The sequence below is a fragment of the Candidatus Pedobacter colombiensis genome, assembly GCA_029202485.1.
Taxonomy (GTDB): Bacteria; Bacteroidota; Bacteroidia; order Sphingobacteriales; family Sphingobacteriaceae; genus Pedobacter; species Pedobacter colombiensis.
Genome location: CP119313.1, coordinates 4,803,237 through 4,817,974, shown reverse-complemented (window position 1 = coordinate 4,817,974; position 14,738 = coordinate 4,803,237). Strand labels below are relative to the sequence as shown.

The following is a 14,738-nucleotide window of genomic DNA, read 5'->3' as shown; positions in this document are numbered from 1 at the left end:
TAATTAAAGGAAGGCTTACACTGTTAATACAATACCCTAAATTTTATGGTATGCTCAATCTTCTTTAAAAATTTAAACAGCTGCTTGTCGTACTGTGCATTGATATCCGTAATTACATAACCGATACTTGGATTGGTCATCAAAAACTGACCCACAATATTGATATCATGGTAAGCAAAGGCTGTATTGATCTTTGCCATAATTCCGGGAACGTTTTTATGGATATGAATCAGGCGGTGCGACTTGTCTATCCTCGGCAACTGAAGATTAGGGAAGTTGCTGCTCAGGTGTGTCGTACCTGTATTCATAAAATCGATCATTCTTTTAGGAATGAAAACATTATTGCGTGGGTTTCCTTTTATATCATCAAAAACTACAATTCCCTGCTCGGTACATTTTTGCAGGTCTATCTTGTGTTTTGCATTTCCAAGGTAACCAATTGTTTTTAGCGTAACCGCTTTTTCAAGTTGATCGTTGGTTATTTTCTCGCCATCGGCAAGCAACAGCATGTGTACATCTGCAACGTACTTTTCTTCAAAGCTGGTTTTATGACGAATAGAAAAGCCATCTTTCTTTAACATCTCTATGCTTTTCGGCTCTACATCACCTATGACCAGGCATAGGATCCTGTTTTTTGGATAGGATATTGCCCTTGGCAAGTTGTTTACATACAGGAACTCGTCGAAGCTTGGTGTAACGTGATCTGCTTTCTTAACGATACTTTCTCTGGATATGTTTTCTGTAAAGGCATAGAATTTCTTGATCAGGCCACTTTCGCGAAGCTGAAAGTCTGAATAGCCATCGCCAATTCCATAAAGATCGCCTTCAAGGTTCATTTGCTGCATTAGCTTTACCTTTCCACCTTCTTCACTTAAGGGATTGGAATGGTCGTAATCTATAATTTTGCCATCTCCGGTAGTGACGAAGGTATTGGCGTAGATGTTTTCTTTTTTAATGTGATACTGGCTTACTACAGGAGTAATAAACTCTTTAAAACCGCCTGAAACGATCAGGACTTCATCTGCATGTTTTTTAAAGAATGCCGCGTTACGGGAAAAAGAGGCAGATACTTTCTTCTTAAGGACTTTGATCAGCTGCTTCAGGTGGTCTTCGGTTGCTTCCAGCAGTTTTACCCTTTGTGCTAAACTTTCACCAAACGAAAGCTTACCTTCCATAGCCAGGTTGGTATAGTCTTCAATTTTCTGGAATATGGCTTCCTTTTCAGGGTGCTTTTTAAGGGAAATACGTGCCAGCTCGTCCAAAGCTTCAACTTGCGTAAAAGTGCTGTCAAAATCAATGATATAGAAGTTTTTTTGCTTCATCCGTTTAGTGGTAATGATATTTAGGTGGTTCTACGGTGGTTAATAATTGAGTCAAAGATATGAAATTCAATCCTGCTGCCTGCAGATTTCTTCAATAGTTTGCTTTATTTCTTTAAATTCTATCGAAATAGTATTTTTTATCTTTTCATTGCTGTATAAACTCTCGTTTAGGCTGCTTCTGGCGGTATCCCGGGTTAGTGCTGCGGGCTTTCCTGTAAACAAGGATCCCAGCTTTGCAGCCCTCCATGCAATCCCCAACATCCAGGGCTTGGCCTCTTTTGCAGGGGCTTTAACACCATAGCCTGCTGCGATCTCTCCAAAGAACTGTTGGTAATGATAGTTTTTCGCGGATAGGATATACCTTTCGGCTGTTTCCCGGCTATTCATCAATGCGATCATGCTTTTGGCAACATCAGCAACATCTACAATTCCTGTGGCTCCTTTGGTGTAATAGGCCAGACCATCCTTTACCAATTTAAAAATGGCGCCGCTTCCTTCAAAGCCTGCACCGGCACCAATAATGACCGAGGGGTTTACAATTACAGCATCAAGGCCTTCGGCTATGCCGCGCCATATTTCCATCTCACCTTCATATTTAGAAATGGCATAAGCATGAGCTTTGCCATCATATTCCCAAAAGTCTTTCTCTGTAATAAGTGCCCCCTTTTTGGCATCACCTAATGCTGCTACTGAACTTACATGGAGCAGACGGGCACCAAAAGCCAGACAAAGGTTTACCACATTGCCGGTTCCTTCAATATTTACATGTAAAAGTTTGGTTTTATCTTTAGGGTTAAAAGAAACAAGGGCTGCACAATGGTATACCTGCTCGATGCCTTCAAAAGCATCTTCAAGTGCCGAAATGTCGTTTATGTCGGCAATTGCCCAGTCAATCAGGTTATTATCCTTAATTAAATCCGGAACAATGGAGTGTTCGCGTTTCAACGCCCTCAGCTTTATGCCCTGGCTGGTTAACTGATGGATGAGTTCAGCGCCTAAAAAACCAGTAGCACCGGTAACCAATATCATTTCATTTTTTTTAGGATGTTCATTAATATATGCGCTCAAAAATAGATATTTGATGCCATACATTATATCACAATATGTCTTTATCAGATTTTTTTTCTCCGGTAAACCCCGATAAATTTGCACCTAAACAGGGATTCTATACCAGTCAGCTAGGTTTAAAGGCCGGGTTTTATACTGACAAATTCCCTCAGCTGGACGAAAAGCAGTATGATATTGCCATTTTTGGTGTGCAGGATGATCGTGCTGCGGTAAATAATGAAGGCTGTGGACTGGCACCGGATTATTTCAGGGCTCAGTTTTACAGTTTAAATGAAGGTGCTTTTACCACAAAAATCATTGATTTGGGTAATATCAAAGCAGGGGCATCGATTTCAGATACTTATGTGGCACTGAAAACAGTCGTTTCAGAGTTGATCAAGCTGGATATTGTGCCTGTTATTATCGGCGGTGGACAAGATCTGACTTATGCGCAATACCTCGCTTACGAGAGCTTGGAGCAAAAGGTAGACCTTGTGGTGGTTGACAGTAAGTTTGATCTGGATGAAGAGGATCAAGAGGGACTTGCAGCAAAGTCGGACACCTACCTGAACAAAATTCTTTTGCATCAGCCGAATTACCTTTTCAACTTTAGCAATGTGGGGTACCAAACCTATTTTGTAAATCAGGATAGCTTAAAGGTGATGAACAAGCTGTATTTTGATGCACACCGATTAGGCGAATTTGCGGATGACATCACCTTAACGGAGCCCATCATCCGTAATGCGAGTATGATCAGTTTTGACATAGGAGCTATTCGTTCGTCGGATGCTGGTGCAAATGCCAATGCCGGGCCCAATGGTTTTTACGGAGAGCAGGCTTGCGCCATTACCCGTTATGCCGGAATGAGCGATAAGCTAACTTCGATAGGCTTTTACGAGTTTAACCCTGCGTTTGACCAAAACGGACAAACAGCGATGTTGCTGGCTCAGATGGTATGGTATTTTGTTGATGGTTATTACAACCGTAAGAAAGATTTTCCTTTAACACCGAAGTCTCAATACCTCATTTACAGGGCCAGCTTAAACGATGGGTCATCAGAATTGCTTTTTGTAAAGAGCAAAAAATCCGATCGCTGGTGGATGCAGGTGCCTTATCCTACAGGGATTTCTAAAAATGAGCGCTATCATCTGGTACCTTGCCGGTACGAGGATTATACCACAGCTGTTAATGGTGATATGCCTGATTTATGGTGGCGCACCTTCCAAAAGCTACTATAATATTACAATAGACCATGCGTTATGTTTTTGATCTATTAATTACATTTGGGTCAGAATAACCAAACTTATTATTTCAATCAAAGAAAAATTATGAAAAAGATCACATTGATCGCAGCTTGTTTATTGCCTGCTGCTGCTGTAATGGCACAAGGCAAATTTACCATTAGCGGTAAGGTAGGCAACTTAGGCTCACCTGCAAAAGCTTATTTAATGTATGGCCCAAGGGCTAAGCCGGTTACAGACTCAGTAAATATTGTTGGCGGCAAGTTTGCATTTACCGGTTCGGTAGAAGGACCAGCTCAGGCTTCTATCAGAATTAAGCATACAGCCGGAGCTGCTCAACCTGGTGCTGCTGTTGATGCTATGGGTTTTTACATTGAGCCTGCTGTAATGCAAATCGTATCGACAACAGATTCAGTAAAACATGCAGTTGTTAAAGGTTCGAAATTAAATGATGATAATGCGAAATACAAAGCATTAACTAAATCAGCTGACGACAAAGGTGCTGCTTTAATGGCTGAATACCGTAGCAAATCTCCTGAAGAGCGTAAAGACGAGGCTTATATGAAAACGGTTTATAGCCGTGATGAAGCAATCAGAAAAGAATTAGAGGAATTAAGCAAAAAGTTTTATGCAGCTAATCTTAACTCTTATGTAGGTCTTGTAGCCTTTAAAGGAACTATGGATATCGATGCTGATCTTAAAGGTACTGAAACTGCATTTAACAAATTTTCTGCAGCAGTAAAAGGAACTGATCTTGGTAAAAACATTAGCCAGGAGATCGAGTCTGCTAAAAAAACAGGTGTTGGTCAGATGGCCATGGATTTCACTCAGAATGATGTGAATGATAAACCGGTTAAATTGTCGGACTTCCGCGGAAAATATGTGTTGCTTGATTTCTGGGCTTCATGGTGCGGTCCTTGTCGCGGTGAAAACCCTAACGTAGTAAAAGCATATAATGCTTTTAAAGACAAAAACTTCACTGTTCTTGGTGTTTCATTGGATAACCCTGGTAAAAAAGATGCGTGGTTAGCTGCTATCGAAAAAGATGGTTTAACCTGGACGCAGTTGTCAGATTTGAAAGGTTGGGACAATGCAGCTTCAAAAATGTATGGCGTACGTGGTATCCCTGCAAACTTTTTAATTGATCCTTCTGGTAAGATCATTGCTAAGAATGTGAGAGGTGAGGAGCTGCACAAGAAGCTTGCTGAGGTTCTTAACAAAGCAAAATAGAAAACAACCGTTCTCTTCAAGAGCTGCATTACTTCACTGAAGAAGCGAAGAAGGCTAGGCTCTTTCTGAGAAGGTAATTTTCTTCCTCACAAAAACGAAGGAGGGGGCTCACGAAAAGAGGTGGTTTCTAATAATGAAAAGGGCGAATAGATCGGACAACCGGTTTATTCGCCCTTTTTGCGGTTTAACTGATAGGAAGGTTTTGGTATTTGCAGGTTTTTGTGAGGGGCAAAATTGGGTTTTCCGAGGAGACCTAGGAAATTTTGCCTCCTTCAGGCAAAAGATTCCAGACTCCGAGGAGAATCCCTATTTTGCTTTTTGCATTTTGGTTTTGAATTGTATAATTTCTAAATTGCGCAGATAGAACATGATCATGAAGAAATATATTTTAGTTGTAATGCTGTTGTTGGGTTTTAATGTCTTCACTAAAGCACAACAAAAGATGCCTACGGCTCAGGAAATGACTGTTAAAAGTGTTGATGAGCTGGAAAAAAGATTGAAGCTGACTCCAACACAGAAAAGTGTGATTTACAATTATGTGTTCGATATGTCGAAACAGCAGCTGGATTTGATTAAAAGACAGCAGGCGGGAACATCTAAGGAAGATGATGTAACTAAGTTTTATAAGCTTCAGAATGAAACGAATGATAACATCAGGACGATCTTAAAGGGTGATCAGTTGCCGGAATTTGAAAAAGTACTGGAAGATCGTTTAAATGGTGGTGCTAAGAAGAAGAAAAACAAAAAGGGTAAGCAAGAGGAAGAAGAAGTGGTTACAGGGATTTCCGGATTGAAATTACAGGCTCAACCTTAATAAGGTTCCTTATAAATACAAAAAGGGCGTATCATTTATTGTGATACGCCCTTTTTGCATGATTAATGTTTTAATGCGTTATACCAGATCGAATCCAATATCTTCTCTGAAGTATTTACCATCAAAGTAAATGCGTGCTGCATCGGCAGTTGCTGATTGAAGGGCTTCAAATTGACTGTCTTGCAAGCTTGAAACTGCTAGAACACGCCCGCCATTGGTTTTTACGACTCCACCTTCAAGGGCTGTTCCAGCATGGAACACGAGCGATCGGCGTACGTTCTCAATTCCGGCGATTGCTTTACCTTTTTCATATTCGCCCGGATAACCACCGGCAACAACCATTACGGTTGCGGCATTTTTAGGACTGATATTTAGTTTGTAATCTTTTAGTTTTTTCTGAGCGGTGGCCATGAATAGTTCTACCAGGTCATTTTCTATTCTTAGCATTACGCTTTCTGTTTCCGGATCACCCATACGGCAATTGTATTCGATAATCATTGGCTTGTCGCCAACTTTAAATAAACCAAAGAAAATAAAGCCTGTATAATCGATTTTATCCTTCTTTAGGCCATTTATCGTTGGTTTTATAATGTTTTCTTCTACGGTATCCATGAACTTTTTGTCGGCGAAAGGTACCGGTGAAACAGAACCCATGCCGCCGGTATTTAAGCCGGTATCGCCCTGACCAATTTTTTTGTAATCTTTTGCTTCGGGTAATATTACATAGTTATCACCATCAGTAAGCACAAATACAGAAAGCTCAATGCCCATCAGGTATTCTTCTATTACAACCAGTGATCCGGCAGTTCCAAATTTTCCACCTAGCATCAGTTGTAATTCTTCTTTAGCTTCAGCGATTGTCTGGCAAATTACCACGCCCTTACCTGCAGCAAGACCATCAGCTTTCAACACGACTGGTAAGCTATGATTTTCGAGGTAGGCTAAGCCCTGTTGTAAGGTCTCATTGGTAAACGATTCAGATCCTGGTGTAGGGATGCCATGGCGTGCCATAAATTGCTTAGAGAAATCTTTGCTTCCTTCAAGGATGGCGCCTTCTTTTTTCGGTCCGATTACCGGAATTTTGGCAAGGTCAGCATCGTTTTTGAAAAAATCATGAATACCATTTACCAGCGGTTCTTCGGGACCAACCACAACCAATGTTATCGCTTCTTTAAGTACCAACGCTTTTACCGCATCGAAGTTGTTGGGATTGATGTTTACGTTTTTACCGTAAGCATTTGTACCACCATTACCAGGTGCAATAAATAGTTGTGCGCATTTCGAAGACTGGCTGATTTTCCATGCAAGAGCACTTTCTCTGCCGCCGGAACCTAATAGTAAGATATTCATCTATGTCTGATTTGTTTTTTAACTGTATGAGGGAGCGTGTATTGTTTAGCAAATATACCGCTTTAGCTAAATTATCACAGTTTAAGTTTAAATAATGAAAGAAGGGGAGGATGGACTGGTTTTGTTATGCTTTAAACGGAATAATGGGTTGAGAATTTAGATGGTTGTAGGTAAGCGTTGAATAAAGGTTGAATAAGGGTTGGTTAAGCTTGGGGGTATACCAAGGCTTAACCAACCCTTACCCAATGCATACCCAAAGGTTAAGGAACGTTGAATGGACATGGACACCTTGCAGAAATGTACGGAGTGGAAACCCGTGTGCTGAACCAGGCTATAAAACGAAATGAAAAACGTTTTCCGGGCGACTTTATGTTCCAGATGACCAGTGGGGAACTATCGGATTGGAAATCACAGAATGTGATATCCAATAAAGAGAAGATGGGCTTAAGAAAGCCACCAAATGTTTTTATCGAACGGGGCGTGGCCATGTTGTCAAGTGTGCTCGAAACAGCCATTGAGGTAAATATACAGATCATCAGGACCTTTACCCGTATCCGGCAGATGTTGAGTGAGCATACCGAACTTCGTCTGGAAGTGGAGAAAATCAAAAAGAAACTGGATAACCAGGACAAGAATATGGAAGTGGTGTTCCAATATCTAGATGAACTGCTGGAGAAAAGGGACCAGCCCGAGCCCGAACGTAAAAGTATTGGTTATAAAATCAATCCAGAACGCGAACTAAATCGGGGATAGATCAACTTTTGGCCAACATCATAATCGCACAAAGGCTAGCCATTGATATCAATATCCATAAAGCTGTTCCCTGAAGAAGGGGGCTAAGCCCAACGCTTTTAAAAGTCTTAAATGATAAGCCGGAGCCTATAAGAAACAAGGTTAAACTTAAGCCTGCTTTAGCAAAGCCAACTAAATATGGACCTGCTTTGGTGACAAACGGAAGGTACGTATTTGCCAGGATGGCCAGAATAAATAAGCCGATAAAATAAGGGATTTGCATTTTAGTTTTATCTGTTTTAAACAAATAGGTAGCGGCAAGGGATACGGGAATAATCCATAATGCTCTAGCTAGCTTCACTGTTGTAGCTATTTGTAGCGCTTGTTGGCCATATTTACTGGCTGCGCCCACAACTGAACTTGTATCGTGGATGGCAATGGCGCACCATAAGCCAAATTGGGATTGTGAAAGGTGTAGTAAATGACCAATAACCGGAAACAAGAACAGCGCAATTGAATTGAGAATAAATACCGTTCCCAGCGCAACAGAAATCTGTTTTTGATTGGCTTTGATGACCGGAGAGAGGGCTGCGATGGCACTTCCACCACATATAGCTGTGCCGGCAGAGATCAGAGAAGATGTTTTAAAGTCTATTTTTAATAATCTTCCGATAAGGTAGCCAATGGTTAGTGCACCAAATATAGAGGCAACGGTAAATAATATACCTTCTTTACCTGCCTTGATGGTGCTAAAGATGTTCATTCCAAAACCCAGGCCTATAACTGAGATTTTTAATAAAATGTGTGTTGCTTTTTGGCTTGCGGCTGCGTAAGGATGTTCTATTATTTGTGCCAGTGCCAGCCCCATTAATAAAGCGATTCCCGGTGAGATAAAGGGGAATAAAGAAAGTGCCGCGGTAGTTATAAAGATAATTTTTTGATTGAGGTGTTTTACAGGATGTTCCATTCGTATTGCAGATTTGTACTGCAAAAATACCTTGGTATGCTGGGGTATTGTTATTCCGAATGTTTATCCGGCATTACTTCAAGTTATAATGTAATCTTATAAAAGATATCGTTTAAAGACCTTTATTATTTGTTTAACCTAGTAAATCCAAACTTAAAGTTTGGATTTACTAGGTTGCTATGCCCTAAAGCTACTTGTACAGCTGTTAGCGTAATCTAGGCTTGATTTCAATTTGTAATGCAGCTTGGCGTAACGCATCATTTTCTCTGCAGTCTGGTCTGATTTGCCCTTAAGATGAATGAAGTAGAAGATTTTTGTTGATCTTATATTAGGTAAGCCATTGGTTGATAATAGTATGTGGATACATTGGTATTGGCAAAATAGCTAAAAGATAGTTATGTGATTACATTAAATTGTAACTTGGTTTTAGTATTTTTGTAACAGAGCAGTTATTCAATTCTGTAAAAAATTGATAGCAATAAATATGATGCGAAATAGGAAAATGGCAATGGTGGTTCATCAAGTTAGGATGGAGGACGAGGATAATCTTGATGTTTTGTTTTGGTTAAGCAAAACTGCAGCAGAAAGGTTGTCAGAAGTGAGTCGCCTTAGGAAAAACTATTTTACTTGGACGGATGGTGTTTTTCCAGAAAAGATTGAAAAAATAGTCCATCAAAGGAAGCTATGATTTTTGAACAGGATTTTATTGATTTTATAGAACTTCTGAATGTTCATGGGGTTGATTATATGATTGTCGGGGCTCACGCATTAGCGTATCATGGTCGTCCCAGGCATACCGGTGATTTAGATATTTGGATTAAACCAAGTTCGGATAATGCTTCGAAAATGGTCGCTGTACTAAATGATTTTGGGTTTGGATCCTTAGGTCTTACAGAGCAGGATTTTTTAAAAGAAAACTATGTTACTCAATTAGGATATCCACCCTTGAGGATTGATATTTTAAATGCAGTATCGGGTGTCGAATTTGACGAAGCTTATATCAATAAAGTTGATGGGTTGGTAGATGAGCTTAAAGTTAACTTTATAAATATTAATGAGTTTATTAAAAACAAAGAGGCTTCCGGAAGAAAGAAGGATCTTGGTGATATCGCATCATTAAAGAAAACAAAACCATAGACTTACTTCAAGTTATAATGCAGTCTGGCAAAACGCATCATTTTCTCTGCAATGGGGTCTGGTTTACCCTTAAGATAAATGAAATAGAAGTTTCGGGTTATACTGATGTCTTTAATCTCTATGATACGCAACTCGCCGCTTAGTAGCTCCCTGCTGATTGCATGTATAGATAAAAAGGCTACTGCGGTGGAGTGTAGTAAGTATGCTTTGATACTTTCTGTATTGCCGAGTTGAATTTCGACTGGTAAATCTGATAAGTTTAGTCCCTGGGTTTTTAATGCATGATCAATTACCTGGCGTGTACCGGATCCTTGTTCGCGCACAATGAAATTATAGGAAGGAAGGGCAGCAGGTTCAATTTCAGTAGTTTTTGCAAGGGGGTGGTCTTTATGGCAAACCAATACAATCTCATCCTTGATAAAATCAGAATAGCTGATCTCCTGGTTTTTCGATTGTCCTTCTACAATCCCAAGTTCAATCTCTTTTTCGATTAAGGTCTTCTCTATTTGCTCGGTATTGCCGGTAATCAACTTTAATTCTATCTCTGCAAATTTCTTTTTAAAGCCAGCTAGGATTGGGGCAATGATGTATTGCGATATGGTTGTACTTGCGCCAAGATGCAATAGACCCTTATCTTTCTGTTGCAGTGCATTCATGTCAAAATCTATAGCCCTATAGGCGGCAAAGATTGTTTCGGCATGTTTTAACAATAGGTTGCCTGCTTGGGTAAGTTTGATGGTATTTCCGTTGCGGTCAAACAGCTTGCTGTTATATTCTTGTTCTAGCTCCCGAATATGCTTTGTAACAGCAGGCTGACTAATGAATAATTCTTCAGCGGCTTTGGTAAAGCTTAGCCTTTTGGCAACGGTATAAAAAACAGCTAAACGGAAATCTGCCATATGATTTTTCTAACAAATATGCATAATAACATTGAAAAAATCCACCCTGATATTGCCATCATGGCACTGGTTTTTGATGTTGGAATAGAATTTGCGCGCCACATATTTCTTTATGTAAAAGAATAAAATTAGATTTGGCCGCTGAAGTGCCTTATATAAATTAAAACGCTTGCCCAAAAGATGAGACATATTGTTACTTTATCGCTGGTATTTTTTAGTCTGACCCACCTTGCTAAGGCGGAGCGGATTGAAGGATTGCGCCTTGTAACGAAGTATTGTAATAGTCAACAGGTAAACAAAGAAGCATCAACAGTAAGGTTAAAACAGGTTGATGAGGAGCGACATCCTTTCTTTTTGTCTTACAGCGCACTTTCCTCGATAGGATTATTGCCAGAGCAGCAGATTGAAAAACATAGGATCAATAATTATATCATAGTCGACCTGACAATAAAGGAACAGACTAAAAACAATAGTCCCTAATTCCCTTCCCGCTTAAATAAAATATAGGGCTAACCCCTTTGCGCAATAGTATTTTATTGCCCTACGACTGACATTGTGGCTTATTTAGCTACATGGCTTGGTTGTTGTAATTTGATCATTTTAAAAGAAATATAAACACAAAACATAATATGTTAGGATTTTTAACCAAGGTATTTGGAAGCAAATCAGAAAGAGATATAAAGGCATTACAGCCTATTGTCGTAAAAATAAACCAGGAATACGCAAAGCTATCCTCATTAAGCAACGATGAGTTACGTAATAAAACAGTATACTTTAAAGATGTTATTGCGAAAGCATTAGCGGAAATTGACGGTAAAATCAGTGGTTTAAAAACCGATGGCGAAAGTCAGGAATTGTCATTAGCTGAAAAAACAGCTATATACGATCAGATTGATGCGTTGATTAAAGACCGTGATAAAGAACTTGAGGTGGTTTTGCAGCAGATCCTGCCTGAAGCTTTTGCTGTAGTTAAAGAAACTTCGAGACGTTTTTCTGAAAATGAAACATTAGAGGTTACCGCTACACAATTTGACCGCGATTATGCTGCCCGTAAGAAAAATGTAGTGATCCAGGGTGATAAAGCACTTTGGGCTAATCATTGGGAAGCTGCAGGTGTAGAAGTTCTTTGGAACATGGTACATTATGATGTGCAGTTGATTGGTGGTATGGTGTTACATAGTGGTAAAATTGCTGAGATGGCTACTGGTGAGGGTAAAACCTTAGTAAGTACATTGCCAGCATATCTGAATGCACTAGCTGGGCAAGGTGTACACATTGTAACGGTGAATGATTACCTCGCCCGTCGTGACTCGGAGTGGAATGGTCCTTTGTTTGAATTCCACGGTATCTCGGTAGATTGTATTGATAAACATGAGCCGAACTCGCAAGAGCGTAGAAATGCATATTTAGCTGACATTACTTACGGTACCAACAACGAGTTTGGTTTTGATTATCTGCGTGACAACATGTCGCAGACTCCAGACCAGCTGGTACAACGTAAATTGCATTTTGCGATGGTGGATGAGGTCGATTCAGTATTGATTGATGATGCCCGTACACCTTTGATCATTTCCGGACCTGTTCCTTTTGGTGATCAGCACGAGTTTCATGAGTTGAAACCAAGGATTGAACGCCTGGTAAATGCGCAGAAAGAATATGTGACCAGAGCTTTAAATGAAGCTAAGAAATTAATTAACGACGGTAAAGCCGGAACCGAAGAAGGTGAAGGTGGTTTAGCACTTTTACGTGCGCACCGTGGTTTACCTAAAAATAAAGCCTTGATTAAGTTTTTGAGCGAGGGTAGTGTGAAACAAACCTTATTGAAAACGGAGAATCATTATATGGCTGATCAGTCTAAGAATATGCCTAAGGTAGATTCGGAACTGTTCTTCTATATCGATGAGAAAAACAATCAGGTTGAGTTGACTGAAAAAGGTATTGAGCTGATCACCAAATCTGGTGAAGATGCACATTTCTTTGTATTGCCTGATGTAGGTACTGAGATTGCTGAGATTGAGAAATCATCATTAAGCAGCGAAGAGAAAATTGCAAAGAAAGATGCTTTGATGCGCGATTATTCAATCAAAGCAGAACGCATTCACTCTGTGAACCAGTTGTTGAAAGCTTATACTTTGTTTGAGATTGATGTAGAGTACATCATTGATGAAGGAAAGATCAAGATCGTTGATGAGCAGACTGGTCGTATTATGGATGGTCGTCGTTATTCTGATGGTTTACACCAGGCAATTGAGGCTAAAGAGAATGTGAAAGTAGAGGATGCTTCACAAACTTATGCTACTGTTACTTTGCAAAACTTCTTTAGAATGTACCACAAGCTTTGTGGTATGACGGGTACTGCAACTACGGAAGCAGGTGAGTTCTGGTCTATCTATAAATTGGATGTGGTGGAGATTCCTACCAACAGAGTAATTTCAAGAAAAGATCATCAGGATTATGTTTACCGTACAGTACGCGAAAAATACAATGCAGTAGCAGAAGAAATTGTAAAACTAACGCAAGCAGGTAGGCCGGTATTGGTGGGTACTACTTCGGTAGAGATTTCGGAACTATTGAGCAGGATGCTGAAACTTCGTGGAATTAAGCACAATGTGTTGAACGCGAAGATGCACCAGAAAGAGGCGGATATTGTTGCCGAAGCAGGTCAGACAGGTCAGGTAACCATTGCGACCAACATGGCGGGTCGTGGTACGGATATTAAATTAGGCCCAGGCGTTAAAGAAGCAGGAGGTTTGGCCATCGTAGGTACTGAGCGTCATGAGTCTCGTCGTGTAGACAGACAGTTGCGCGGTCGTGCCGGTCGCCAGGGTGATCCGGGTTCATCTCAGTTCTTCGTATCTCTTGAAGATAACTTAATGAGGTTATTCGGATCTGAAAGGATTTCCAACATCATGGTGAAAATGGGTATTGAGGATGGTGAGGTGATTCAGCATTCGATGATTACCAAATCTATTGAGCGTGCACAGAAGAAAGTTGAAGAAAACAATTTTGGTATTCGTAAGCGTTTGCTGGAGTATGATGACGTAATGAACTCACAGCGTTCTGTAATCTATTCGAAACGTAGAAATGCCTTGTTTGGCGATCGTTTGGATGTAGACATGAGCAATATGGTATTTGATGTTGCGGAAGATATTGTAACTGAATATAAAGAAGAAGGTAATTACGAAGGGTTTAAACTGGAAGTAATTAAAAATTTCTCTGCAGATACAACTATCGATGAGGCAGAATTTAACTCAAAAGGCATTCATACTTTAACTGATAAATTGTTTGAGGAGGTTACAGCTTTCTATGCAAGGAAATCAGATGCCATCATTAGTCAGGCGATGCCGGTATTGAACCAGGTGTTTGCAGAGCGAGGTGAGCAGATCGAGCAGATCGTGGTTCCATTTACTGATGGACTACGTAGCGTACAAGTGCCTGTTGGTCTTAAAAAAGCAATAGACAATGGTGGGCGCGAAATTACCAAATCATTTGAGAAAACAATTGTACTGGCCTTGATCGATGAGTCATGGAAAGAACATTTGCGTGAAATGGATGAATTGAAGCAGTCGGTTCAAAATGCAGTTTACGAGCAGAAAGATCCATTGATCATCTATAAAATGGAAGCCTTTAATTTGTTCAAAAACATGTTGAATGCAGTGAACAAAGAGGTGGTAAGTTTCTTATATAAAGGTGGAATCCCTGTACAAACAGACCCTAATGATGTAAGAGAAGCACAGGCGCCAAGGCCAGCACCAAGCAGATTGAAAATGTCTAAACCAGAGTTCGGACAGTCTACCAGCAGTGCCGATGTAATGGATGATACCCGTGAGCTGGCACCTCAGCAACCGATACGCAAAGAAGTTACTGTGGGCAGAAATGACCTTTGTCCTTGCGGTAGTGGTAAGAAATACAAAAACTGCCATGGTGCAGGATTGTAATTTGTAATAAACATATAGAATGCCGAGTTTTGTAAAGAATTCGGCATTCTTTTTTTATATT

General features: G+C 40.2%; 12 protein-coding genes. 7 read left to right on the top strand and 5 right to left on the bottom strand.

The window, feature by feature from the left end; genetic code table 11:
• Window positions 1-23: 23 nt before the first annotated feature.
• Together P0Y49_20015 and P0Y49_20010 are read right to left on the bottom strand one after the other, a co-directional pair.
• Window positions 24-1,322: an HAD-IB family phosphatase gene (locus tag P0Y49_20015; protein WEK19065.1), complete on the bottom strand. Its 1,299-nt coding sequence runs from the start codon at window positions 1,320-1,322 to the stop codon at window positions 24-26.
• Between the two features lie 66 nt (window positions 1,323-1,388).
• Window positions 1,389-2,351 carry an NAD-dependent epimerase/dehydratase family protein gene (locus P0Y49_20010; protein ID WEK21814.1) on the bottom strand — a complete coding sequence of 321 codons (963 nt, stop codon included), beginning with the start codon at window positions 2,349-2,351 and terminating at the stop codon, window positions 1,389-1,391.
• A gap of 74 nt (window positions 2,352-2,425) precedes the next feature.
• Between P0Y49_20010 and P0Y49_20005 the strand changes: the two genes are divergently transcribed.
• The 3 genes from P0Y49_20005 to P0Y49_19995 all read left to right on the top strand — a co-directional run bounded on the left by P0Y49_20005 (window position 2,426) and on the right by P0Y49_19995 (window position 5,654).
• Complete coding sequence (locus tag P0Y49_20005) at window positions 2,426-3,607, top strand: formimidoylglutamase (GenBank protein ID WEK19064.1); 1,182 nt, start codon at window positions 2,426-2,428, stop codon at window positions 3,605-3,607.
• 90 nt (window positions 3,608-3,697) lie between these two features.
• On the top strand, window positions 3,698-4,840 hold the full coding sequence (locus P0Y49_20000) for a TlpA disulfide reductase family protein (GenBank protein WEK19063.1): 1,143 nt from the start codon (window positions 3,698-3,700) through the stop codon (window positions 4,838-4,840).
• A 373-nt stretch (window positions 4,841-5,213) separates the two neighbouring features.
• Entirely contained in the window at window positions 5,214-5,654 is a 441-nt protein-coding gene (locus P0Y49_19995) for a hypothetical protein (protein ID WEK19062.1), read from the top strand.
• Window positions 5,655-5,732: 78 nt separating this feature from the next.
• On the opposite strand, the gene purD is transcribed toward P0Y49_19995, so the two are convergent.
• Window positions 5,733-7,004, bottom strand: coding sequence for a phosphoribosylamine--glycine ligase (purD, locus tag P0Y49_19990; protein ID WEK19061.1), 1,272 nt, complete (start codon window positions 7,002-7,004; stop codon window positions 5,733-5,735).
• Between the two features lie 270 nt (window positions 7,005-7,274).
• Between purD and P0Y49_19985 the strand changes: the two genes are divergently transcribed.
• Window positions 7,275-7,757 carry an ORF6N domain-containing protein gene (locus P0Y49_19985; protein WEK19060.1) on the top strand — a complete coding sequence of 161 codons (483 nt, stop codon included), beginning with the start codon at window positions 7,275-7,277 and terminating at the stop codon, window positions 7,755-7,757.
• A gap of 1 nt (window position 7,758) precedes the next feature.
• Here the strand turns inward: P0Y49_19985 and P0Y49_19980 are convergent, their stop codons facing one another.
• Window positions 7,759-8,703 (bottom strand): putative sulfate exporter family transporter, encoded by a 945-nt coding sequence (locus tag P0Y49_19980; GenBank protein ID WEK19059.1) that lies wholly within the window; start codon window positions 8,701-8,703, stop codon window positions 7,759-7,761.
• A gap of 684 nt (window positions 8,704-9,387) precedes the next feature.
• Between P0Y49_19980 and P0Y49_19975 the strand changes: the two genes are divergently transcribed.
• Window positions 9,388-9,840: a hypothetical protein gene (locus P0Y49_19975; protein ID WEK19058.1), complete on the top strand. Its 453-nt coding sequence runs from the start codon at window positions 9,388-9,390 to the stop codon at window positions 9,838-9,840.
• Between the two features lie 2 nt (window positions 9,841-9,842).
• Here P0Y49_19975 and P0Y49_19970 read toward each other — a convergent pair whose 3' ends face one another.
• Window positions 9,843-10,739, bottom strand: a complete 897-nt coding sequence (locus P0Y49_19970) for a LysR family transcriptional regulator (GenBank protein WEK19057.1) — start codon at window positions 10,737-10,739, stop codon at window positions 9,843-9,845.
• A 180-nt stretch (window positions 10,740-10,919) separates the two neighbouring features.
• Between P0Y49_19970 and P0Y49_19965 the strand changes: the two genes are divergently transcribed.
• Window positions 10,920-11,219 carry a hypothetical protein gene (locus P0Y49_19965; protein ID WEK19056.1) on the top strand — a complete coding sequence of 100 codons (300 nt, stop codon included), beginning with the start codon at window positions 10,920-10,922 and terminating at the stop codon, window positions 11,217-11,219.
• A gap of 149 nt (window positions 11,220-11,368) precedes the next feature.
• Window positions 11,369-14,677, top strand: a complete 3,309-nt coding sequence (gene secA / locus P0Y49_19960; GenBank protein WEK19055.1) for a preprotein translocase subunit SecA — start codon at window positions 11,369-11,371, stop codon at window positions 14,675-14,677.
• Window positions 14,678-14,738 lie beyond the last annotated feature (61 nt).

What these genes read in the sequence shown, in the direction of transcription:
- P0Y49_20015 (WEK19065.1), bottom strand. Translation starts at nt 1,322, where the DNA reads ATGAAGCAAAAAAACTTCTATATCATTGATTTTGACAGCACTTTTACG.
- P0Y49_20010 (WEK21814.1), bottom strand. Translation starts at nt 2,351, where the DNA reads ATGATATTGGTTACCGGTGCTACTGGTTTTTTAGGCGCTGAACTCATC.
- P0Y49_20005 (WEK19064.1), top strand. Translation starts at nt 2,426, where the DNA reads ATGTCTTTATCAGATTTTTTTTCTCCGGTAAACCCCGATAAATTTGCA.
- P0Y49_20000 (WEK19063.1), top strand. Translation starts at nt 3,698, where the DNA reads ATGAAAAAGATCACATTGATCGCAGCTTGTTTATTGCCTGCTGCTGCT.
- P0Y49_19995 (WEK19062.1), top strand. Translation starts at nt 5,214, where the DNA reads ATGAAGAAATATATTTTAGTTGTAATGCTGTTGTTGGGTTTTAATGTC.
- purD (WEK19061.1), bottom strand. Translation starts at nt 7,004, where the DNA reads ATGAATATCTTACTATTAGGTTCCGGCGGCAGAGAAAGTGCTCTTGCA.
- P0Y49_19980 (WEK19059.1), bottom strand. Translation starts at nt 8,703, where the DNA reads ATGGAACATCCTGTAAAACACCTCAATCAAAAAATTATCTTTATAACT.
- P0Y49_19975 (WEK19058.1), top strand. Translation starts at nt 9,388, where the DNA reads ATGATTTTTGAACAGGATTTTATTGATTTTATAGAACTTCTGAATGTT.
- P0Y49_19970 (WEK19057.1), bottom strand. Translation starts at nt 10,739, where the DNA reads ATGGCAGATTTCCGTTTAGCTGTTTTTTATACCGTTGCCAAAAGGCTA.
- P0Y49_19965 (WEK19056.1), top strand. Translation starts at nt 10,920, where the DNA reads ATGAGACATATTGTTACTTTATCGCTGGTATTTTTTAGTCTGACCCAC.
- secA (WEK19055.1), top strand. Translation starts at nt 11,369, where the DNA reads ATGTTAGGATTTTTAACCAAGGTATTTGGAAGCAAATCAGAAAGAGAT.